The sequence below is a fragment of the Opitutus terrae PB90-1 genome, from assembly GCF_000019965.1.
In the GTDB taxonomy this organism is placed as follows: Bacteria; Verrucomicrobiota; Verrucomicrobiia; order Opitutales; family Opitutaceae; genus Opitutus; species Opitutus terrae.
This window is the reverse complement of record NC_010571.1, coordinates 144,153-166,555: the sequence shown is the minus strand read 5'-3', so window position 1 is coordinate 166,555 and position 22,403 is coordinate 144,153. Positions and strand designations below refer to the sequence as shown.

Annotated in this window: 18 protein-coding genes; 8 read left to right on the top strand and 10 right to left on the bottom strand. The window is 64.9% G+C overall.

Annotated features, from left to right (window positions below; translation table 11 throughout):
- Positions 1-46: 46 nt before the first annotated feature.
- The 4 genes from OTER_RS00690 to OTER_RS00675 form a co-directional block, all read right to left on the bottom strand.
- Complete coding sequence (locus OTER_RS00690; RefSeq protein WP_012372966.1) at positions 47-1,180, bottom strand: redoxin domain-containing protein; 1,134 nt, start codon at positions 1,178-1,180, stop codon at positions 47-49.
- Positions 1,181-1,471: 291 nt separating this feature from the next.
- A complete protein-coding gene (locus OTER_RS00685) occupies positions 1,472-1,702 on the bottom strand; it encodes a hypothetical protein (RefSeq protein ID WP_012372965.1) in 231 nt (76 codons plus the stop codon).
- 142 nt (positions 1,703-1,844) lie between these two features.
- Positions 1,845-3,944, bottom strand: a complete 2,100-nt coding sequence (gene fusA, locus OTER_RS00680) for an elongation factor G (RefSeq protein ID WP_012372964.1) — start codon at positions 3,942-3,944, stop codon at positions 1,845-1,847.
- Positions 3,945-4,257: 313 nt separating this feature from the next.
- A complete protein-coding gene (locus OTER_RS00675; RefSeq protein ID WP_012372963.1) occupies positions 4,258-6,126 on the bottom strand; it encodes a glycoside hydrolase family 140 protein in 1,869 nt (622 codons plus the stop codon).
- A gap of 189 nt (positions 6,127-6,315) precedes the next feature.
- Between OTER_RS00675 and OTER_RS00670 the strand changes: the two genes are divergently transcribed.
- From OTER_RS00670 to OTER_RS23465, 5 genes are all read left to right on the top strand, one after another.
- The gene (locus OTER_RS00670; protein ID WP_012372962.1) at positions 6,316-7,023 is read left to right on the top strand and encodes a paraquat-inducible protein A; all 708 of its coding nucleotides are present in this window, start codon (positions 6,316-6,318) and stop codon (positions 7,021-7,023) included.
- Entirely contained in the window at positions 7,020-7,556 is a 537-nt protein-coding gene (locus OTER_RS00665) for a paraquat-inducible protein A (protein ID WP_012372961.1), read from the top strand. Before OTER_RS00670 ends, OTER_RS00665 begins: the two co-directional genes overlap by 4 nt.
- Positions 7,553-8,473, top strand: coding sequence for a PqiB family protein (locus tag OTER_RS00660; RefSeq protein WP_012372960.1), 921 nt, complete (start codon positions 7,553-7,555; stop codon positions 8,471-8,473). Before OTER_RS00665 ends, OTER_RS00660 begins: the two co-directional genes overlap by 4 nt.
- 86 nt (positions 8,474-8,559) lie before the next feature.
- Positions 8,560-8,793, top strand: a complete 234-nt coding sequence (locus tag OTER_RS00655; protein ID WP_012372959.1) for a YegP family protein — start codon at positions 8,560-8,562, stop codon at positions 8,791-8,793.
- Positions 8,794-8,899: 106 nt separating this feature from the next.
- The gene (locus OTER_RS23465; protein WP_083767562.1) at positions 8,900-10,933 is read left to right on the top strand and encodes an alpha/beta hydrolase family protein; all 2,034 of its coding nucleotides are present in this window, start codon (positions 8,900-8,902) and stop codon (positions 10,931-10,933) included.
- 36 nt (positions 10,934-10,969) lie between these two features.
- On the opposite strand, the gene ftsH is transcribed toward OTER_RS23465, so the two are convergent.
- Complete coding sequence (gene ftsH, locus OTER_RS00645; RefSeq protein WP_012372957.1) at positions 10,970-12,814, bottom strand: ATP-dependent zinc metalloprotease FtsH; 1,845 nt, start codon at positions 12,812-12,814, stop codon at positions 10,970-10,972.
- A 552-nt stretch (positions 12,815-13,366) separates the two neighbouring features.
- Here ftsH and OTER_RS26040 point away from each other — a divergent pair.
- A complete protein-coding gene (locus tag OTER_RS26040; protein ID WP_158305323.1) occupies positions 13,367-13,618 on the top strand; it encodes a hypothetical protein in 252 nt (83 codons plus the stop codon).
- 92 nt (positions 13,619-13,710) lie between these two features.
- The gene (hpf, locus tag OTER_RS23460; protein ID WP_012372955.1) at positions 13,711-14,094 is read left to right on the top strand and encodes a ribosome hibernation-promoting factor, HPF/YfiA family; all 384 of its coding nucleotides are present in this window, start codon (positions 13,711-13,713) and stop codon (positions 14,092-14,094) included.
- A gap of 60 nt (positions 14,095-14,154) precedes the next feature.
- On the opposite strand, the gene OTER_RS00630 is transcribed toward hpf, so the two are convergent.
- The 3 genes from OTER_RS00630 to OTER_RS00620 form a co-directional block, all read right to left on the bottom strand.
- On the bottom strand, positions 14,155-14,988 hold the full coding sequence (locus tag OTER_RS00630; RefSeq protein WP_012372954.1) for a Rieske (2Fe-2S) protein: 834 nt from the start codon (positions 14,986-14,988) through the stop codon (positions 14,155-14,157).
- Positions 14,989-14,995: 7 nt separating this feature from the next.
- Entirely contained in the window at positions 14,996-15,511 is a 516-nt protein-coding gene (locus OTER_RS00625; RefSeq protein ID WP_012372953.1) for a DUF2231 domain-containing protein, read from the bottom strand.
- Positions 15,512-15,596: 85 nt separating this feature from the next.
- On the bottom strand, positions 15,597-17,855 hold the full coding sequence (locus OTER_RS00620) for a spermidine synthase (RefSeq protein WP_012372952.1): 2,259 nt from the start codon (positions 17,853-17,855) through the stop codon (positions 15,597-15,599).
- A 216-nt stretch (positions 17,856-18,071) separates the two neighbouring features.
- On the opposite strand from OTER_RS00620, the gene OTER_RS23455 reads away from it, so the two are divergent.
- Positions 18,072-18,965 (top strand): DUF4142 domain-containing protein, encoded by an 894-nt coding sequence (locus OTER_RS23455; RefSeq protein ID WP_052300255.1) that lies wholly within the window; start codon positions 18,072-18,074, stop codon positions 18,963-18,965.
- Between the two features lie 216 nt (positions 18,966-19,181).
- Here OTER_RS23455 and OTER_RS00610 read toward each other — a convergent pair whose 3' ends face one another.
- Positions 19,182-19,862 (bottom strand): choice-of-anchor K domain-containing protein, encoded by a 681-nt coding sequence (locus OTER_RS00610; protein WP_012372950.1) that lies wholly within the window; start codon positions 19,860-19,862, stop codon positions 19,182-19,184.
- Positions 19,863-20,173: 311 nt separating this feature from the next.
- Positions 20,174-22,312, bottom strand: a complete 2,139-nt coding sequence (locus tag OTER_RS23450; protein WP_148217955.1) for a methyl-accepting chemotaxis protein — start codon at positions 22,310-22,312, stop codon at positions 20,174-20,176.
- Between the last annotated feature and the right edge of the window lie 91 nt (positions 22,313-22,403).

Here is a 22,403-nt window from a genome sequence, read left to right as displayed (position 1 = left end):
GCTACGAGCGAAACCGCGGCGGGGTCGGGCGCCCCCGCCCTACAACTCACTGGCCGCCGGTGGCTGGCCAGGGCGAGATCGCGTCGAGCGCTTTCAGCAGCGTGCGCCGCAGCGCGAGAAAATCGATCGCGCCCGTCTCGCGGTAGATGACCTTGCCTTCGGGATCGATGAGGAGCGTGTGCGGCAGCGCGCCGTTCCATTCTGGGTCGAGCGCTTCCATCAGCGCGTATTTGTCCGTGGTGCCGAAGATCAGATTGCGCGTCGAGGCTTGCTGCTTCTGGAGAAACTTCAGCACCTTCGGCTCGATATCGGGAAACTCGGCGGCGAGCGTGACCAACTCGAACTCGCGACTGCGAAATCGCAGGTTGTGCTCCACGAGTTCGGGGAACTCGGACACGCACGGGCCGCACCACGTCGCCCAGACGTTGATCATCCGAACCTTGCCCGTGCCCTTGTTGGCGCGGAGCTCGCGCAGCGCGGCGGCGTCCGCGCGCGTGAGTTCGACGGGCTCCTTGGCCACCTTCTCGCGCCAGCGCCGATTGTCCTCGGCCTTCTCCTTCCATTTGATCGAGCAGCCGAAGACTTTGGTCGTCTTCACCGAGGGCTCGCGGTCGGCGAGCAGCGCGTCGATCGCGTCGCGCGTGGTGCGCTGCTTCACCAGCCCTTCGCGTTCCGAATCGTCGACCCGGCCTTGGAAGCGCAGCTTGCGCGCCTGATCGAAAATGAACACGTGCGGCGTCGCCACCGCGCCAAATTTCTCGGCGACCGCCTGGGTCTCGCCGTCGTCCAGATACGGGAAATTGAACGCGTGATCCCGCGCACGGATTTTCATCGCTTCGTGAGTGTCGTCGAGATCGGTCCAAGCCATCTCGTCGAGCCGAACGGCGTCGGCGTGGTTCGGATTGATCGCCACGAACGCGACGTTGCGCGGCCGGTAGTCGTCGACGATTTGCTTGATCCGGTGTTCGTAAAGCTGGGCGGTGGGGCAATGGTTGGAGGTGAAGATGACCACGAGCACCTTCGCATCGGCGAAGTCCCGGGGCGTGTAGTCGCGGTCATCGACGCCGCGCAGCTTGAAGTCCGGCAAATCAGAACCGATCGCCAGGGGCGTGCGGTCGGCGGCCAACGCGAGGCTCGCGGTCAAGGTGAAAGCGAGCAGAAGGGAGCAGAAGTGGCGCATGGGTGGGGGGGGCTCAACGCGTGCAGACCCGCCGCCGGGCTGGCGGTGGTGACGGGTAGACGCGAGGCCCTACCGAAAGTTGCGAGGGCGCATGGGCACATCGCGTCACATCAGCGACCGCGGCGTTGATGTGCGATGCCGATCCAACCCGCCCGGGGCGCGGGCTCCACCCGCGGGCAGCAATGCGCTTGTGATCAGCTTCGGCCTCTGCGCGAGAGGACGAAGCTGATGACAGCGTGACCCATGCACTCGGCCGGGCAGTGGAGTCAGTCTGCCCGGCCTGGTGTTATGTCACCCCAGCCGTCGATACTTGGTCGGCGGAATCTTGAACCGATGTCCCGAGTCGAAATCCGTGAAGATGTGCCAGTGGTCGTCGTGCGTGTCGTGCACCGCTACTTCCATTTTGTGACCGGCTTCGTACGTGTACTCCTCCATGGCGAACAGGTGGTCCTCGTGAAGGATCGCTTCGCCAAGTTCGCCGCTGTGGGGTTCGGTGATTTCAATGGTCCAAGTCTGCAGCATCGTGAGATGGGGTTTGAGGATTCGGACGGAAGGGATCCTTCGCCGCGTGGGAACACGGGGAAACAACCAGCGGGCTGGGAGGCGAAGGAGGTTGGAAAGAACGGGGAAAAGGGTCCGGGCCGATCGCGCCCGGTGGCGCGGGCTACTTGGTCACTACGCCATGGGCGGCATCGCGTTTGGCCTTGGCCTCGGCCAGTAGCTTGGCCTCCTGCTCAGCCGGGAGTTCGGCGTAGTGGCTGAAGGCCTCGTCGTGCCGGCCGCGGCCGCTGGTGAGCGAGCGCACCACAGTGCTGTAGTGATGCAGCTCCTTCTGCGGCACTTCGGCGCGCACGATTTGGAACTGACCGTCGCTGTCGACACCCTGGATTTGGCCCCGGCGGGACGAGAGATCGCCCATGATGGCACCCATGTATTCTTCAGGCACCATAATCGACACCTTGTAGATCGGCTCAAGCATGCACGGCTGCGACGCTTGGAAGGCTTCCTTGAACGCGTGGTACCCAGCGACTTGGAAGGCAATATCCTTCGAGTCGACCGGGTGCATCTTGCCGTCGAAGAAATCGATCTTCACGTCGGTGACGCGGAAGCCCGCACGGACGCCTTCGATGCAGGCAGTCTTCACGCCTTTTTCGACTGAGGGAACGAATACGCGATCGACGTTCGTGCCCACGAGCGACTGCTTGAAATCGACGCCGCTGTCGCGCGGGCCCGGTTCGATCCGGAGCCACACCTCGGCGAACTGACCTGCGCCGCCGGTTTGCTTCTTGTGCCGGTAGCGGGATTCGCCCCGCCCGCGGATCGTCTCGCGATACGGGATGCCCGGCTCGATCAGCTCGACGTTCACGCCGAACCGGCGCAGCAGCCGCTCACAGATGACCTGCAGATGAATCTCGCCCTGACCGGAGAGGATCGTCTGGTGCAGCTCGTCGTCGACGCGGTAGTGGAACGTCGGATCTTCCGAGTGCAGCGTGGAAAGGCCCACGGCAAGCTTGTCCTCATCGCCCTTCGCCCTGAGCCGGAGCGCGCCGTGAATGTTCGGCTTCGGGAATTGCACCTTGGGCAGGATCACTTGGAAACGCGGACTGCACAGCGTGTCGTCGGTATGCGTATCGCGCAGCTTCACGACTGCACCGATGTCGCCGGCCCCCAGTTTCTGCGTGGGCGTGCGCTCGTGGCCGTTGAGCACGTAGATCTGCCCCAGCCGCTCGGTGACATTGCGACTCGAATTAAACAGTTCGGCACCGCTTGTGACGGTGCCGGAGTAAACGCGGAACAACGAGAGCTCACCCACGCCGGGCTCGTTCATCGTCTTGAAGATGTAGACGACGGGCTCGGCGTGCGAGAGGGGGACAGTGACGTGCGCGCCTTTCGCGTCGAGCGCATCGACCTGCGAACGATCGAGCGGCGACGAACCGTATTTGGCGATGAAGTCCATGAGCCGCGCCACGCCGACGTTGGTTTCGGCGGAGACGGCGAACACGGGCACGAAGACCTGGTTCTGGATGGCCTTGTGCAGACCGGCGCGCATCTCCTCCTCCGCGAGCACGCCTTGTTCGAAAAACTTTTCCATCAGCGCGTCGTCGGACTCGGCGACATACTCGATCAATTCCTTGTGCAGCTGGTGTACGCGCTCGGCGAGCTCGCCATCGGTGGCAATTTCCGTGTAGGCGCCGTTGGTGCCCGGCTTGTAGGTGGTGACCTCGCTGCGGGGCACGTCGAGCACGCGGCTGAAACCGGGGCCGGCATCGAGCGGGATCGAGAGCGGGAAGACGTTCTTGCCGAAGTGCGCACGGCAGTCCGCCAGGACCTGGTCGAAATTCACGTTCGGCTTGTCGAGCCCGTTGATCACAATCATCCGCGGCAGCCCGTGCAGCGTGGCGTTGGCCCACATCGCGTCGGTGCCGACGCCGATGCCGTGGGCGGCGTTGATCACGAGCAGGGCGAAATCGCCGACGCGCAAGGCGCTCAAGGCTTCACTAATGAAGTCCGCATAGCCGGGGCAGTCGATGAGGTTGAACTTTCGGTTCTGCCACTCCGTGTTCAGCAGCGAGGCGTGCACGGAAATCTGGTGCTGCTTCTCGCTGGGATGATAGTCGGAGACCGTCGTGCCGGCCGCGATACTGCCCATCCGGCCGATCCGGCCGGAACAAGCCAGCATGGCTTCGCAGAGCATGGTCTTCCCGGAGGAGGCGTGTCCGACAACAGCGAAACTGCGCAGGTCGGAAGCGGCGTAATCTTTCATGGCCGAAAAACGGGGGTGAAGAACGCAGGGGTCGGGGATGGGGAGATTGAGTGGTGACCCGGCCGGAGACTAGCCCAATCTCACCAAAAATGCCTGCGCGCGATTTGGGAATTTCTCCGCAGCATTTGGCCAGCTCCAGCATCGGCAAAAACCGCAGGGTGTGAAGCATCGGAAACGCGATGGTTTGCCGCTCGTCTGAAGGCAGGACGAGGGAGGGAGCAGCCCCCGCGGGACGAGGTGCTCGCGGCGCGGAGCGTTCTCTGGCCACCAGAACGCGCCCTGGCTCGACGCGGCGCGCGGGCGGCCGGACCTGCTACGAGCGCGGCTTCGTGGGACCCTCGTAAACGAGCTTCAAGCCCCAGTCGGTGTCGCTGGGAAAGTCTGGCAGTTCGATGACCCCGATCTTGCTGGCCTGCACGTGCCCGTCGCCCGCGTCATGCCAGGTGCCTTCACGCGGATCGAACCACTGCGCGCGGTAGGTGCTGTTCAGCCGCGCTCCGCGGATCTGCGACTGGGGGCAACCTTGCTCGAAGTAGACCAGAAAGATTTCCTTGTCGGGTGTGCGGGCGCAGTAGGCCCAGCCGTCGTAGCTGAGAATCTGGTGGGTCTTGTTCGGCGAAACGAGATCCGCCAGCGGCTCAAGCTCCTGGTAGCGCCGGCCGATCGAGAAGGCGAAGGTGCGGAGGTGCTGCACTTCGGCGCCCGAGCGCCACTGGAAGGCGTCCCACATCTTCGTCGGCGCGGTGGGCTCGATGTCGGCGCCCCAGATGCCCTCGGCGCCGTAGACGTGCCCGGAGAAACCGCCGGAAAGGAAGCAACCGTAGAGCCCCGACCGGCAGAGCTGATTGTCCCGCTCGGTGCCGCCCTCGGCGCCCAGCTTGTAGTTCACCGCACCGGCGCCGCGATTGTCCTTGTAGCCGGCGTAGTAGGGTTCGCCGTTCATCCCGGGGATCGGCTTCTTCAGCTGAAAGATTTCGGTGAGATACCAATAATTGTTATGCTCCCGCATGTTTCCAGTCTGGTGCAGCGTGACCCAGGAATTCTCACCCCAGTTCTCGAGCGTTGACGGATTCGCGTTGGCCGAGAGCAGCGTGCCGTAGGGCGGCGGACCGAACCGCTCCTTCACGATCCGGATTGCGTTCGAGTAGTCGTCGGGACTGACCGTCTCCTCGATGATGTCGAGATGCACCGGGCTGAGCACGGTGATGTTCGCCTGATAACGCGACCAGACATACTGGATGTAGCGCACGTAGGTGTCGGGCCAGTCGTAATACTTGTTCCAGCACAACCCTGAGTCACGGCGCGAGACTTCGATGAACGGCACGAACCCGTTCGCGTTCAGGTAGTCGATCTTGCGATCCACATACTTGAAATACTCCGGGTTGATCCGGTCCATGTCGGGGAAGTAGTCCTCGTAACCCGGCACCTTGCCGGGAAAAAAGAACGGCCGGCCGCCCTCGTTGTCCATGTTCTTGGCCGAGCCGCGACCGTCGTTGCTGGGCGCGGCGGTGCCGAACTCCACCCACGCGGAGCGGATCGTGGTGCCGTCGGGCATGACGAAGCGCCACGGCTTGTCATCGGTTTTCCAATTGGGAAACGCGGCGATGATGTTCACCCAGTTGAAGCCTTGGGCTTTCCGGTAGCGCACGTAGTCCTTGAAACCGGCGGTGGGGCCGATCGGACGCGGCGTGTCGTCGTCATACCATTTAAACCGATTCGCACCGGCCGCATACCACGTGTCGCCGATCGCGAGGAACGGCGTGCCGTCGGCATGTTCGAGCGCGTGGCCGTTCGGGGTGGCGCGAATCATGCCGCGGCGCAGTGGGTTTTCGTTGAGCTCGGCCTCCGTCCAGGCGAGGGCGGTGAACGAGCCGGTTTTGCCGGACAGCCCGGGATCGTTGGTGTTCGAGCCGCTGGTCCACGTCCAATCGCCCGACGCGGTGGCGAGCAGGCGCAAATGATACGTCTGACCACCGTCCCAGAAACCGTAGACCCGTTTGTCGAACCCCGGCCCCTTCAAGTCGACCCAGACGATCACTTCGAGATACGGATTCGCGTAGGTTTTCTCAGCGGTGAACGTGAGTTCCTGTTTTTCCCAGACGTGGACGGGAGGCGGCGCGGCGCGAAGCACGCCGGCGACCAGGAGCGCGCAGCACAATGAGGCGAGGCGGGGTAGGTTCATGGCAGAGTGGTCGGCTTGACGCAGCGCGGGTTCCGACGATGCGGGGGAGTTGGCGTAACCTGAACCGGCGTCCGGCTCTGGGCCATGCCGTTGCAGGCTTTGAAAGCGCGGCCGCGGAACAGGATGAAACCAAAACGGTCGCTGTGGCGCCCCCGTGCTGACGCCACCGCTCCCGCCGTATCCCTTCCCATGCGCTTCGAACCGCCGATTTTCTGGAGACTCAGCAAGCCCCGGGCGTTCGCATCGACGCAAATCCGGGTGGCGCCGGAACGGCTGGCGTTGGGTCCGGGGCGGCTCGTGTGTCCGTTGTGCGGACAGGAGCATGGCACGGTGCGGTTGCGGGTGCGCGAACGGGCGCAGTGCGTGCGCTGCGGGTCCGTGCTGGCCACGCGCTCGTCAGGCGGCAGCGCCGCGCTGGCGCATGCGCTCACCGGACTGCTGCTCGCGCCGGCGGCGCTGCTGCTGCCGTTTGTGACGGTGGACAAATTCGGCGCCGAACGCGTCACGCGGTTGTTCACCGGCGTCGAGGAAATCTGGGCGCAGGGGATGCACTGGCTCGGTGTGTGGGTGCTGATCTGTGGCGTCGTGGCGCCGATCGGCGTGCTGGCGCTGCTCGTCGCGTTGCTGGCGAAGCGCGGCCCGCGACGAAGCGGCGGCGAGCCCGCCGGATTGCGGCGCGCGCTGCAGGCCTTGGAGAAATGGGCGATGCCGGAAGTGCAGGTACTCGCGGTGCTCGTGGCGTTCACCAAGCTCGGCACCGTCGTGAACGTCAGGCTCGGTGCCGGCTTCTGGTGCTACGTCGCAATGTCGCTCAGCTTCCTGCTCGCGTGGCGGAGCTTTGAACTGGATCCGACCGGCCACCCGGAATCGGACGCGGCCGAAGGAGCGCCGGCATGACCGCAGACCATCCGCCCGCAGCAAGGCATAGCGTCGCGCGCGCGACGGCCCTGGCGATCGCCGCGGCGATCTTGCTCGTGCCGGCGAACGTGCTTCCGGTGCTTAGCACGAGCAACGCCGGAGAAGAACGCACGGACACGATCTTCTCCGGCGCGAAAGCACTATGGGACGACGGCCTCTGGCCGCTCGCGGCCATCGTCTTCCTCGCGAGTATCGTCATTCCGGTGCTGAAACTCGTCGGGCTGGGCTGGCTGCTCGTCGCCGCGCGGCGGCCGGTCGGACGCGCGCGAGCCCGGCGGCTCACGCGACTCTATGGCGCGCTGGATTTCATTGGACGCTGGTCGATGCTCGACGTGTTTCTCGCGGCATTTTTGACCGGCGTGGTGCGGTTCGGTCTGTTTGCGCATGCGGAGGCGGAACCTGGCATCGTCGCCTTCGCCGCGGCGGTGGTGCTGACGATGCTGGCGACGCGGGCGTTCGCGCCCGCGGTTTTCTGGGAGCCGCGAGCCCGCTTGGAACGGATGCGATCATGAGCGTACTGCCGGCCCCAAACATTTCGCGTCGTCCCGCGCTGCCCTTGGTCTGGGTGGTGCCGCTGATCGCGCTGGCGGTCGGCGGCTGGATGGTGTTCCGCGAGCTTCGGGCCCGCGGGCCGGAGATCACGATCGAATTTGCCACCGGAGCGGGGCTCGAACCCGGGAAAACGAAAGTCGAATTCCGGGGCGTCGAAATCGGCAGCGTCACTGCGGTGGAGTTGGCGCCGGACTTGGACCGCGTGACCGTCACCGCACGGCTGCGTCGCGACGCGGCGGGCGTCGCGCGCACGGGCACCGTGTTTTGGGTGGCGCGGCCGGAGATCGGGTTTTCGGGGGTGCGCGGACTGGACACGTTGTTCACCGGCGCGCGGATCAGCCTGCAACCGGGGCAAGGTCCGGCCGCGACGCATTTCGTCGGGCTGACGCGTCCGCCGCCCGAGGAGAACGTCGCGGCCGGTCGCGCTTTCCTGTTGCAGAGCGACCGGCTGCATTCCCTCGCCCCCGGTGCACCGGTTTACTACCGCGAGATGAAAGTAGGTATGGTTGAGACCAGCCGGTTGGCGGACGACGCAGCCTCGGTGCTCATCCGGATTCGCGTGCAGACGCCTTATGTCGCGCTCGTGCGCAAGAACTCGCGGTTTTGGGTCGCGGGCGGACCGAGTTTCAAGATGGGACTCTTTGGCGCGGAGCTGAAGAGCACCTCGCTCGAGGCCTTGTTCAGCGGCGGCGCGGCCTTCGCCACACCCGACGGAGAACTGGCGCCGGAAGCGGAGGACGGCACGGTGTTTCCGTTGAGCCGGGAGCCTGATAAAGAATGGGAACGCTGGCAGCCCCGGATTCCGATTGTCGCGCCCGAGAGTTCGCCCGAACAGGAAGGCAAGGTTCCCGCCGCGCTGGTGCCAACGTCGCCTTGATATAACGCGTGTTCCGACGGCGCGTAAATTTACGTAATAAATACGGTTTCGGTTTTGCCGGGGATGGCTTGCCTAAGCGGTTACCTATGACCGAGGCCGAACAGAGTTGCGATCAGGTTCTGCTCACGGTGGCCGTGAAGTTTGAATACTGGCGGTCATCGCTGAATCGGCTGTGGTATTGGCATCTGAAGACGACCGAGAACGAGAAGCTGGCGCAGGGAGAGGCTTATCCCACCGAAGCGGCGTGTCTCGAGGCGATCGAGCGGGTGCGGCAGTCGACGGGCGCCGTCGTGGAAAATCTTTCGCCGCGCGATCGCTGAGTGCGCGGATGAAATTTCGGCTCGTTTTTCGCCGTCGCGCGGACGAGCCTTGGCGCGCGTTCCCGGTTCACCCCCGCCGAGTGGGACGCAGCCAGATTCATTTGCCATGCCCCTGACGACATTACGCCGGAGTTGTGTCTGGATGCTCGCCAGCGCCGCGGTTGCTTTCGGCGCGCGCGAAAAAATCGATTTGGAGCGCGTGACGCCCGTGCCCGCGACCGAGGAGATCCCGATCATGGATTTCTTCCGGCCCCGCTTGCTGCAGGCGCCCGCGCTCAATCCCTCCGGCACGCACATCGCCGCGCTCGTCACCGTCGGCCGGGACCGGCACGACCTGCTGGTGACCGAACTCGAAACCAAGACCATCGAGGTGGTCCATGGTTTTGGCGACAAGGACATCTATTACTTCAACTGGCTGAACGACACGCGGCTGATCTACCTGATCGCGAGCGAAAAGCTTTACGGCATGGGCATGCTCGCTGGCAACGTGGGCCAGCTGAAGGACAGCTATCCGCTGCTGCAGTATTGCGGTGCGCGGCTGGTCTCGATTCCGGAGCGGAATCGGTTGCGCCCGCTGGTTTGGATGAGCTCGGATCTCGAGGACGGTCGCGATCTCGGGGTGGGTGAGATCAACACCGACCTGCGCACGGGGACGCTCGTCAATCTGCGCTCGGCACGCACCGAATGGTCGGATGTCGTGCAGACGCGGGACAACAACGACCGCCATGTGATGAAGCACTACGGGGTGCCGAAGGGCGGCATGGGCTCCGGTTACATGGCCGATCGCGATGGCGAATTGGCGTTCGCGTTCACCTTTGCCGACGGCTATCAAACGATGCATCGGTTGAACGGCGACAGCTGGGAGAAGTGCCCGGTCGATCTGGATCAGATCGAAATCGTTGGCAGCGGAGAAAAGCCGGGGGAAATCGTCGTGCTTGCCCCGCGTGAGGAAGGCAAACCGCGGGCGCTGCGCTTCATGGACGCGGGCACCGGCACTCTCGGCGAGACACTGGTGCAGGACAAAGCCTACGATTTCGACGGCTGGGTGTTCCGCGATCGCCGTTCGCGCCGGATCGTCGGCGCGATGTATGATCGCGGCGGCCCGACGACGATGTGGTTCGACGAGGGCTATCGGGCGATTCAGAAAATGCTCGAAGCTCGCTTCCCGGGCGTGGTGGTGCGGATTCGCGACGTGGACAATTCCGGCCGGCTGCTGGTGGAAACGTTATCCGACCGTCAGCCGGCGATCTATCACTGGGTCAACCTCGAGCAGCGCACGGTGGGATTGATCAAGAACTCTGCGCCGTGGATCGATCCGGCGCGGATGCAGCCGATGAACGTGATGGCGTTCAAGGCGCGCGATGGCGTCAAGCTCGACGCGTATGTGACGCTGCCGGCTGGCGCGTCCAAGACGAACCGCGTGCCGCTGATCGTGCTGCCGCATGGCGGGCCGTGGGTGCGCGACGCGTGGGGCTTCAACTCTGAAGTCCAGTATCTCGCCAGCCGCGGCTACGCGGTCCTGCAGCCCAATTATCGCGGTTCCCCGGGCTACGACTGGCGTTTCCCGGAGGAGGACAAATACGACTTCCTCAAAATGCACCACGACGTCACCGATGCGACAAAGGCGGTGCTGGCGACGGGGCTGATCGATCCCGAGCGGATCGCGATCATGGGCGGATCGTTTGGCGCGTACCTCGCGTTGTGCGGCGTCGTGCACGAGCCCGCGCTCTACCGCTGCGCCGTCACGATCGCAGGCGTGTTCGATTGGGAGCAGGTGTTGAAGGATGCGAAATACGATCAATACACCAGCGGCCGCTATGCCTACATGAAGCGCCGGCTGGGCGATCCGAAAAAACAGCAGGAGAAATTCGACGCGATCTCACCGGCGCGCCACGTCGAGAACATCAAGGTTCCGGTGTTCGTCTCGCATGGCAAAGACGATCCTGTGGCGAGCGTCGGCGAGTCAAAGCGCCTGATCGACGAACTTGAAAAACATCACGTGCCGCACGAGGTGCTGCTGATCAGCGGCGAAGGCCATGGGATGGGTCACCTGAAGAACCAGGTGGAACTCTACTCCCGCGTCGAAGCGTTCCTCGCGAAGAACCTCGGGCCGCGCACCGCCGCGGCGGCGACGCCGTAGTCGAGCGGTCGCAAAGTCGATGCAGGCGCGGTGAACTTACCCCGCGAGCGCGGACGGCGGGTGTTGCGCGGCGATACGCCGGACATCGTTGCCGAGGATCGTTTCGCAGCGGATCAGTTCGTCGGCGATGGCATCGAGCGCGGCGCGGTGCGTGGTCAGCGCGCGCGTGGTCGCGGCGTAGTTCTCGTCGAGCAACGCGCGTACGTGACGCTCGGCCTCGTGGAAAGTCTGCGGGCTCGCCAGCGGTTCGTCGCCGTCGGGACGCGACAGCGCCATGAAGCCCAGCGGCGACATGCCCCATTCGAGCACCATCTGTCGCGCCGTCTTGGTCGCCTCCTGAATGTCGCCGGACGCGCCACTGGTGATGCTGCCCAACGCGATTTCCTCCGCCACCCGGCCCGCCATCAGGCAGCGCAGCTTGGCGATGAGTTGCGGCTGTGAGTAGTTGAACAGGTCGCGTTCCGGCGTGAAGTGCGTGCTGCCCAGCGACCGGCCGCGCGGGATGATCGTCACCTTCTGCACGCGCACCACGTCCTCGCCGGACAACACCTGCATCAGCGCGTGCCCGGCTTCGTGGTACGCGATCACGGCCTTGTCCTGCACGGTCATCACCCGCCGGGTTTCGCGGCCCCAGTTGATCTTGTCGCGCGCTTCATCGAGATCGGAATGAAGGATCGTCGCGCGGCGGTGCCGCGCGGCGTGAATGGCGCCTTCGTTAAGCAGATTCGCGAGGTCAGCCCCGGAGAAGCCGGGCGTGGCCTTCGCGATTTCCTGCAGATCCACACTGGGGTCCAGCTTTACGCTCCCGGCATGAACCTGCAGGATCGCGAGTCGCCCGCGCAAGTCGGGCAGGCCCACGGAAACTTGACGATCGAAGCGCCCCGGCCGCAGCAGCGCGCGATCCATGGTATCCGGTCGGTTGGTGGCGCCGAATACGACCACCGCGTCGTCGGAATCAAAACCGTCCATCGCGACGAGCAGCGCGTTGAGCGTCTGGTCGTGCTCCTGCTGCGCGCCGCCGGATTCCGCCGCGGAGCGCTGGCGGCCGATGGCATCGATCTCGTCGATGAAGATAATGCTGGGCGCCGTCTCCCGCGCCTTCTTGAACAGCGAGCGAACGCGCGACGCGCCCACGCCCACGTAGAGCTCGACGAAGTCGGAACCGCTGAGACTGTAGAAATTCGCGCGCGCCTCGCCGGCGACGGCCTTGGCGAGCATGGTTTTGCCCGTGCCGGGAGGACCCACGAGCAGCACACCTTTGGGCATCCGACCGCCGGTCTGCCGGAAACGCGCGGGATCGCGGAGGAACTCAACAACCTCGTAGACCTCGTCCTTCGCTTCGTCGCAGCCGGCCACCGACGAGAAACTCACGCCGGAGGTGACGGGCCGCAGCCGCTGCGCGGAAAACGCGGTGAACCGGCCGGCGTAGCGCTGCACCACGAAGAGAATTCCGACGATCAAGGTGATCAGCCCGAGCGGATGCACGATCGCATGGACAATGCTCGCGGTCCGCTCCCGGGCGCTGACCGCGCGCGCGGCGGCGTAGCTGACCGGATCGTCCTCTGCAAAATGCTGCGTACGCAAAGCCGTGACTTCCGCATCGGTCAGTCGCGCCGTGGCGCGTACGTGCGTGGCTCCGGCTCCGGCGGCGCCCTTCCGCTGCGCGTGGAGGTCAGCGAGTCCGGTGCTGTTCGCGCGGTAAACGATGTGGCCCTCGCGGAGCTCGCCAGCGTTCGCGGCCGCGAGGAACGCCGCCCCGTCGAGCCGCTCTTCGCCGGTCGCAGAGCTGGGACGCGCGCCGGTTTGCGAGAACCAGAGGTCGAGACCGGCGACCGCGAGGAAAACTGCGAGTAACGCGAGAAACCAGCGGATGGGGAGCATCGGCATTCCTCCTATGCCGCACATAGAAAACTGCCCGACAACGCCGGAGTTCGTCTCCAAGCCAGCCGAGGCTGCCGCGCCAGATTGTGAAATGATCGTGCGCCGCATCCGCGATCGCTGGTGCTCGGCTGCACAGGTGGAAGCGGGAGGCGCACTTGCGCGGCGACGCGCTCCTCGGGTGATCGGCGATGAGATACGCAACTCGTTGCAACGTCTTTGGGTCAAAATCCTGAGAAAATCCTCCGAAGCTTCGTCGGCGCGCAAGTTCGCCCAGATGGGCTGCGTTTGCTTCGGCGCGGCTGCGTTGCTGCGCCGTCATGCTCGACCTCGCTTGGTTCACTTCGCCATCCGCGTCCGATACCGGCTACAGTTCGCTGCAGTTCGGTGGGTGGCCGGGCGGAGGTCTCCGCGGTCTATCGGGCGCGGTTCAAGACGAACACAACGAGGCCGCGCAGGCGAATGCTCTGGCGCGGACGCTTTCCTCGCGTTGGCCACCGAGCGACTGCCGGTGATGCGTGGTATCGAATCAATGACCCTGCGTCGCGCAAGGAAGTGATCGGCGATGACAATAACCTCCATCTCGGGCTGCGCCGCGCCGCCGGAGAAGCGAAACCGGCGCTGCAGGTTCTGGCGGAACTCGCGGATTTGTTTTCGGGAGACTATCGCGCGGCGAAGCGACCCGCCAGGCAGGCAGCGGGCGACCCGCCAGCCGGATCGGATGGCGTGCAATGGCTGGAGCGCATGCGCGACGTGGTGTTTCGCCTGCGCGGAGCACGCATGCGGTGGGGCGTCTGGACACTGTGAACCGGCATTGGAGGATTTCTCGGATGCTGGCTGCCGGAAAACCCGCCGTTTGCGCGGAGAACGTGGACGTGGCAGCATGGTCCGATACCATCATGAAACCCGCACCTGAAGCTGTTACCGGCCCCAAGATCATTCTGCAGGGGATCCATTTTACCCTGACCGACGCGATGCAGGAGATCATGCGCGAAAAGTTTTCCGTGCTGCTGCGTCACAACGACTACATCGTGCGGATCAACGTGCGGGTGCATCAGGATCAGACGATGGGCACCGAGCACCATTACACCGCGACCGCGCAGATCGAGATTGGCGGACCTGATCTCGTCGCGTCGGCCGAGGGCAAGGATGCGTACGACGTGATCGACGTCCTGGTCGAGAAGCTCGATCGGCAGCTGAAGACGCGGCAGGGACGCCGCAAGGACAAGCGCAACCATCCCGAATCGCCGGAGATCGACGCGGCCCTGCCGAAGATCACCTGACGCGACCCGGTTTCTGCCGCGCGGCGCGCGGGGGCTCTCGCGCCACCACGCGCCGACCGATCAAGCTGACTTCGTCGGGCGTTCGACGGCGACCCGCCCGCCGCGTGTTTCGATAGCGAAGGTGCGCAGGTCCACGTTCGCGGGCCCTTGGGTCACTTTGCCGCTTCGCATGTCGAAGCGCGAGCGGTGCCACGGGCACACCATCTCGTTGCCTTCGATCCGGCCCTCCGAGAGCGGACCAAATCGATGCGTGCAAAATTCCTGGAAGGCGCAGGTCTGGCTCGCCGTGCGCGCGATCGTCATCACGGTGCCGTCCACCTCGGCGCGCAGCGTCTCGCCGGGACGGAGCTCGGCGGCTCCGGGCACCACGACGGAAGCGGCGCCCGCGGCAGAGACCGTGACCGTGTTTTCCGGGAGTCGGGTGTCACGCCGGTGGCGGCCCACGGCGACGCCGTCACTGTAGACGAGGTGTCCGCCGAGATAACCTGAATAGCCAAGGATCGCGAGACCCACCAGCGAGGTGATCAGCGGAAAAGCGGCCGTGTGCGAGGCATCGAGATTGCCGTAGCGGAGACCGGCGCCCAGCGCGAACAGCCCGACGGCGACAAGGTTCAGCACCATGTGGAGCGTCGCGGTTTTCTTGGCGGGATGGTCGGAGCGGATCTCGGTGTAATCGACGATGCCGAACACGGCGGCAAACACGGCGGTGACCAGACCGATCGTGAGTGTGAGAAATGCGCCGCGCACGAGGTAGAGCGTCGGGTCGGCGAAGATCCAGCTGGCGATGTCGAGCAGCACACTGAGGGGAAACAACGCCACCGGCAGATGTACCAGCGAGGGGTGCAGCGGGGAGCGCAGCGGCTTGCCTTCGAGGAGGTCCTTCAACGCGGGCATGGTGCGATCACGTTTGCTCCGGCAGGCGTGAGCCGGATTGCGCGGCGATCTTGCGCCACTTCTTCTTCGACTGGCCGGCGACGCTGATGCCGTGGTCGAAGACCATCAACGAACCGAGGTAGCCGCTGATCAGGATGATAACCGTGCCAATCACGGAGGTGAGCAGCACCGGAAGCGTGACCAAGTCGTCATCCGTTCCCAGCCGCAGTCCGCAGTTCACCGCCCAAACCAGCGCCGCGAGCAGGTTGAGTGACATGTGGTAGAGGCCGAGCTTCCAAGCCGGCTTCTCTTTTTTGATTTTGACCCAGTCGGCGATTCCCGGTGGGACAGCGATCAGCGCAGTCAACAATCCCGCGACGACGGCATAGAAGGCGAGTCGGGCCGGACCCGCACCGGTCCATCCTGCCCAGTACGCCACATCGAGCCCACAAGCCAGGAGCCACGTCCCGATCGGGACGTGGACGATGGCGGGGTGAAGGGGGTGCCCCAGCCACTTGCCTTGCAGGATATCGAGGAGCTTCACCGGGGGTCGCACGGCCGTCCGCGCGCTCGCCAGAGTAGCGGATCGGCGGCTTTGGTTCCCGAGGATGTGGCCGAACGCGGCGGAGCTACTTTAGAACTTCGTAGAGGCTCGCGTGATCGTCGGTCCAGAGCTTCGCTTGGCGCGTGCTCGGCACATAGGTGTCGGTGTGCTCCGTCACGGCGTCACTGGTGAGCAGCGATTCGTCGCGGGTCAGCAGAATCCATGTGGAGCGAAACACCCACCACTGCTTGTCGGGTGGGTTGTCGGAGATCACCGCCCAGCCGAGTTTGAAGTGCTTCGCCGCGTTCACGACCACCGGCTCCAGATCGAGATATCGATTCGAGGTGTGCACGGCGATGACACCGTTGCGCTTGAGGTGACGCAGATAGATGCCGAACGCTTCGGTCGTGAGCAGGTGGGCGGGGATGGCGTCACTGCTGAAGGCGTCGAGGGCAAGAATATCGAACTGCTGTTCTTCGCCGCGCTCGAGCTCGCGTTCCATCGAGAGCCGGGCGTCACCCAGCACCACGGTGACCGCGGCGGGAGTGCGGGCCAGGTAGCTGAAGTGCGACCGCGCGAGCCGCTCGACCTGGGGATCGATCTCATAGATCCGTACCTCGTCGCCGGATTGGCCGTACATCGCCACCGTGCCGGTGCCCAGTCCGACCAGCCCGATCCGGCGGGGAAGATGCCGCTGATCGCGGTTCATGTGAGCGACCGCGAGCCCGATGCCGCTGCGCTCGGTGTAGTAGGTGGTGGTCCAGTCCGCCTGCGGCGGCTGCATGAGCTGGAGCCCATGTGAGGTGACGCCGTGGACCAGCGTGCGGTAGTGCAGGTCGGCATCGCCGGGGTTGTGATCAAACACCTTCAGCACGCCGTAGAAGTCACGCGTCGTCACGATGGCGTCGCCGCTGTCGCGGCGAATCTGAACGATCATCAGCCCGCCCAGCCCGATGGAAAAAATCATGACGAAATGGGCGATCGAGGCCTGCCACTCGCGCACGAAACCGCGGCGGCTGACGAATCCAATCAGGAAGACGACCGCCCCGAGCAGGGCGTAGGCCCAGTAGGAGCGGCCGAAGCTGGTGACTTGTTCGACGAATCCCGTCCACGGGTCGACATCGCGGCTCGCCGCCGCCTTGAGTGCCGGCACGACGACGACCGACAAGACGGCTCCGAGGGCGGTGCCAACCGCGAACGCCCGGCTGCGATGCCGATAAGCGAGTACGGCCAACAGATAACTTAGCAGCCACAGCCCGATCTGCAGTTCCAGGTAACGGTCGAAGGTGAGCGGCGCGAGCACGGCGACGACGAAGCCGCCCGTGGCGCCGCCCGCCGCGATGAGCAGGTAGAACGACGTGAGCCGGGCCGGCGGTGGGCGCAGCCGGAACAACTCGCCGTGACACAGCATGCACGCGGCGAAGAGCGTGGTGGAGTAGCCGAGCACCTGTTGGACGAGCCGGGCGTTGTGGCCGGCGAAAAGCAGGTGCACGTCCACGAACGCGCCCAGTACGAACAGCGCGGTGAAACCAGTGCGGGAGTACCAACGCGGGTGATCGAAGCACAGAATGAAGCTCAGCAGATAAAGGCTGAGCGGCAGAATCCATAGGAACGGAATGACGGCGAGGTCCTGGCAAAGCTTGTTCGTGGTCGCCAGCAGCAGCATGGACGCGATGGCTGCGAGCATGAACCACAACAAGCGGTCCAGCGGCGACACGGGTGGTGAATCGCCGGCTGCCACACGGGCCGGTGCGCCCGCGGGCGCGCGCCGCCACAGCTGCCAGGCGCACCAGACACAGGCCAGGGCGTAGACGCCAAGGCCCACGGACCACAGCTGCCCTTGCGCCTGCCGGGTGAACTCGCGTTCGAAATAGAACGGGTACGACAACAGCGCGAGCAGCGAACCGACGTTGGAAAGCGCGTAGAGTCGATACGGCGAGCGGCCCGCCTGCACCAAGCTGAACCACTGCTGCATCAAGGGCCCCGTCGCCGAGAGCACGAAGTAAGGCAAGCCGACTGTCGCGGTCAGCAAGAGCAGGATACGCCAGGTGGGGTTGGCGTCGCCCTGAGGCTTCCACTGCGCGCCGGGCACGATGGGCAGCAGCAACAACGCGGCCGCCAGCAGCATCAGGTGTAGGATTGCCTGCCGGCGCGGCGTCAACCGTGTGGAGGTCAGGTGCGCGTAGGCATACCCGCCGAGCAATGCGGTCTGGAAGAACAGGAGGCAGGTGTTCCACACTCCCGGTCCGCCGCCGAACCACGGAAGGATATACTTGCCGACCAACGGTTGCACCGCGAACAACAGAAACGCGCCGGTGAAGATCGAGAAGGCGAACGGCAGCATGGAGGGGCGTGGGGCAGTCACCGGACCGAGCCGTCGGTGCGGGTTGTCGCCGAGAGTGGACGAGATATCAGCGCGAGCGCCAGAAGGATCCATGGGAAACTTGGTCCAGCGCACCGGACGTTCACCTGCCGCGCCGGGCCTTACCGGGGGTTGGGCGGATCGCCCCATAGCACGCGCTGCGGCCGGGGCTTACGGTGCGGCGCTATGAAGAACTCCATGGATTTCACTTCTCGACTCCATCGTGGTGCGCGCGCTTCCGCCGTCGCACTGATCGCCGCTTCGCTCACGCTGGCGGCCGGCTATGCTCAAGGTACCTCCGCGCCGGGCCCGAACACGGAAGGAGCATCGACCAACGCACAACCGGGGCAACCTGACACCGGGGCGGCCACGACGACTTCCCGTAGCGATAATCCGAGCACGGCGCCGAGCAGCAGCTACGGCGCGAGCGAGCGTTCGACCCACGGCTCCGCCACCGCCGGTACTCGCGCCGAGCTGAAGCGGTCGGAGAAGAAGTTCATCAGCGAGGTGGCCGAGGGCACCCCGACGGAAATGGCGATGGCGCAGCTCGCGATCGAGCGGGCGTCGAATCCGCAGATCAAGACTTACGCGCAGCAGATTATCTCCGATCATCAGCAGATGAGTCAGGAGTTGGCGCAACTCGCGCAGAGCAAAGGCGTCGCGCTCGAGCACTCCGTGGCGCTCTCGGGTTCCGCTTCGACCGACACCACCAGAAGCGCGATGAGCGGCCGCGCCTCGACGACGACTGGCGTTTCCGGCGACACGGCCCATACGCGCACGACGGACTCAACGAGCAGCGGTGCCGCCAGCACCCGCAGCGGCACGGTGGCGAGCACCGGCAGCCTGAACGTGCCCGACGAGGTGAAATCGGATCGTCACTATCGCAACCTGTCGCAGAAATCGGGAGCGGAGTTCGACCGGGAGTTCGTGGACATGATGGTCAAGGATCATCAGAAGGACGTGAAGATGTTCCGCGAGCAGGCCGACAAGGCGGAGGACTCGGAGGTGCGCGAGTTTGCGAGCAAGAACGTCGCGGTGCTCCAAGGCCACCTCGATCGCGCGCAGACCCTCAATCAGTCGCTGGCGGAATAACCGGCATCTGCGCCGCAGTCCACAGCACGTGCGGAGCGCCACCCTGCGGGGGGGGCGCTCCTTTTTTTCGGACGAAAAGAAACGCGTGGCGCAGCGTACTCCGACTCCGTCGCGCGCAAAAAGAAGCCGCGGCGGGAGAACCTCTCCGCGCCGCGGCGAATTTGGCCGGTTCGGTCGACGTGACTTAAGCACGCCGGAAATCCGAACTCGTTGTATTTAGATCGTGATTGCGCGATTCCGGAAACGGCGGAAGCCGACCACACCGAGCAAGAGCGCGGCGCCGAACGCGGCGTACGTCGACGGCTCCGGCACGGGGGTGAACCGGACGTAGAGATCGCCCACTCGCAGCGAGGAGTTCTCCAAAATCTGGAAGCTCTCCGGCGCGACGAATTCGAACTGCACCAAGTAGTCGCCGACCTGGAACGGGGAAATGCCCGTCGCCGTGATCGTGTACCAGTCGTTGACGTTTATGTCGTTCGGCTGGTTCGGCGTGTTCTCGATGGTGAAGGCGATCGACGTCAGCATGTGGTCCTGCGATTCCGGCGCGGTCAGCTCAAGGTTCAGATCGAAATGAGCGGCGGTGGCCGTCGAATGGAGCAAGGTCCGACCGTTGGTGACCTTGAACAGGTCGCTCGCCACCAGCCCGGGGCCGACATCCGTGAAGTTGACCTTCCAGAACTCGATCGCCGTCTGGAGGTCGGCGGCGGTCTCTGGAATGCCTGAACGGAAGTAGTTCGAGCTGCCGTCGGGCGCATTGTAGATGGTGTCGTTAGGTCCGGGCGCGTCGGTGAACTCGCCGGTCACGTTGCCGGAGAGCAGCAGTTGGGCCTGGGCCAGCGGGATGAGCGCCACGGCCAAGCAGGCGGCTGCGAGGGTGTATTTGAATCGAGAATGCATAGGTTCTGCTGAATGACTGGTGCTGCCCTCCGCGGATGGATTGGGGTGGGAGAGCGTGCCGTAAAATACCCGACGGCGCGCGGGCTCACAATCGGGCCCGCTGTGGTTCAGGCGCAGGACAAAGGATTACGGCACCAACGGGAATTCCCTATGACACAACCCTCATGCCCGTGCGCGCAAACCCCGCTCCCTCGGGGACCTCGGAGGTGCCGCATCCTGCTGACACTCCCGGCCATGGACGCGACAGCGCCGCCGCTGCGGACGAGCGAGCGTCGCGGGCGGGTATGGTTCCCGCGGCCGCTGGGAATGCGTCATTCCGTTTTGCTCAACCGCCCGCCGGCGAGCGTCGGCGTGCCACCGGCGGGCGTCCCCAAAGAACGAATCGGCGTGGTGGCGCGAGCAGCCGGCGCGGGCCCGGCGGACTCCGAAACTTCCGGCACCGGCGCATCGGCGTCCAAAGCGCTGCGGGGAACCGGGCCCGAAACGTCGTCGAGGAGAGAGCTCGAACCGAATACGATCGTCCGGAGGTGCTGCACCGATTCGGTGAAAGCCTCGGCGCGCGTCTCAAGCTCATGGGCGGCAGCCGCGGTCTCCTCGGCGGCAGCGGCGTTGCTTTGGGTCACCTGGTCGATTTTTTGAATCGCGTCGGTGATCTGACCGATGCCGGAATTCTGCTCGCGCGAGGCTTCCGCAATCGCGTTGACCACGTTCTCCAAATCGCGTGCGCGAGAAAGGATGCTCTCGAGCGATTGCGCGACCTGCAGGGTGATTTCTCCACCGGCGTTGGTGCGCGCGCTGGCCGCGGTGATCTTGTCGGTCGTTTCGCGAGCGGCGTGGGCGCTGCGCTGGGCGAGTGTGCGCACCTCGTCGGCAACGACGGCGAAGCCCGCGCCGGCTTCGCCGGCCCGGGCCGCCTCGATCGCGGCATTGAGGGCGAGGATGTTTGTTTGAAAGGCGATCTCGTCGATCGTCTTGATGATGCGCGTCACGTCGTCGCTCGACGTTCGCAGCGCGGCCATCGCGTCGGTCAGCTGATGCATCTGGCCCACGCCTTGCTCGGCAGCGGCGCGGGTCTCGTTGGCCGAGCGCTGGGCGCGTTGCGCGTTTTCGCTGTTGCTGCGCGTCATGCTGGAAATTTCCTCCAGGGTAGCGCTGGTCTCCTCCAAGGCGGCGGCCTGGTGCGCCGAACCATCGGCAACGACGGCGCAGGATTTGCGCACGGCGGCGGATTCGTCGCTGGCCGACCTGGCGCCGGCGAGCAGGTTCTCGGCGGTTGCGGAGATCGGCCGGCTGATGCTCTGGCAGAGCCGGCGGGTGAGCCACAGCACCAGCAGCACGGCGGCCGCAAGCGTCACGCTCGTCCACAGCCGGCGGGCGTGTGCGGCGCGTTCGGCGGCGTTGCAGGTCTGGGTGAAATCATCCCGCAGCTGTGCGATCTCGGTCGCGAGCCCGCCGAAAAGAAACCCCCAGCTGGGCGCCCAGCCTTCCTCGCCTGCGATCGGCGGCTCGGTCCCATTCAGCATTGCTTGCGCATGTCCGGTCATCAGCTCGGCGACGGTTTTCCACTCAGGGGAGGAGTGAATCTGGTCCAGGTGCGTGCGCACTTCGCCTTGGCTGAGCGCGATCACGTCTGCCCAATACGCTTCCGCCATTTCGAGATTGTGGGTGAGGGTGAGAGCCTCACTCGGCACGAAGGTCCGTCCGGTCTTCTGCGCCCGCTGCTGGTGGTAGAAGAAGATCATGCCGCCCGCGTCCATCGTCGTCTTTCGGACCAGCATCAGCTTGGGCAGCACCGCGAGTTTGCGCACGATCACGTCACTGGTCGTCGCATCGACGAGCAGCGGCAGCACGAGATTGATGTCGCGCCGGAACGACCGATAGCCGTCCATGATGCCCAGGCTGGCGGTTTCATCAACCTGGGTGTCGACCACCCGGCGCAGCTTCGGCAGCTCCGAGATGTGCTGCTCGATGGTGCGCAACGCGGACTGCAGCGGCCCGGACAACGAACCCCCTGCGACGGCGGCGCGCAGCCGGTGATAATCCTCGATCGCCTGATCGGTCTCCTTGCGCCACTGGTCCTGCTTCACGCGCTCGGAGCGGCGTTCCTCCTCGGTGGCGTTCCAGGTCGGCTTGAAAAAGTACCAGTTGGTGCCTTCCTGATCCACGCGCCGCTCGAGCTCGCCGAGCTGCCAGACGAGTCCGGCCAGCTGCCCGAGAGCGCGGATTTCCGTCAACTCGCGCTGGGTGCGCTGCAAAATGATGCCGGCGGGGATGAGTGCTCCCACCAAAGGCAGGAGCACGAGCACAAGGATTTTGCGCTCCAAGCTGAGGCGTCGGATCGTCATGAGGTGGAGGAAGAGCCCGGGTTCCGCCTGAACGCCACGCGGCGAGGATCCGCGAAGGCGACCAGGGTCAGGTGTTCGCCCTATATTCGGCACGATGATGGGCAACTTAACGTCCGCTGCGCACGAAGCGGCGCGGTGACGCGCGAGCGGTTTGCTCCCGCGCAGGGGCACGCGTCAGCCGGCATGCAACTTTCTC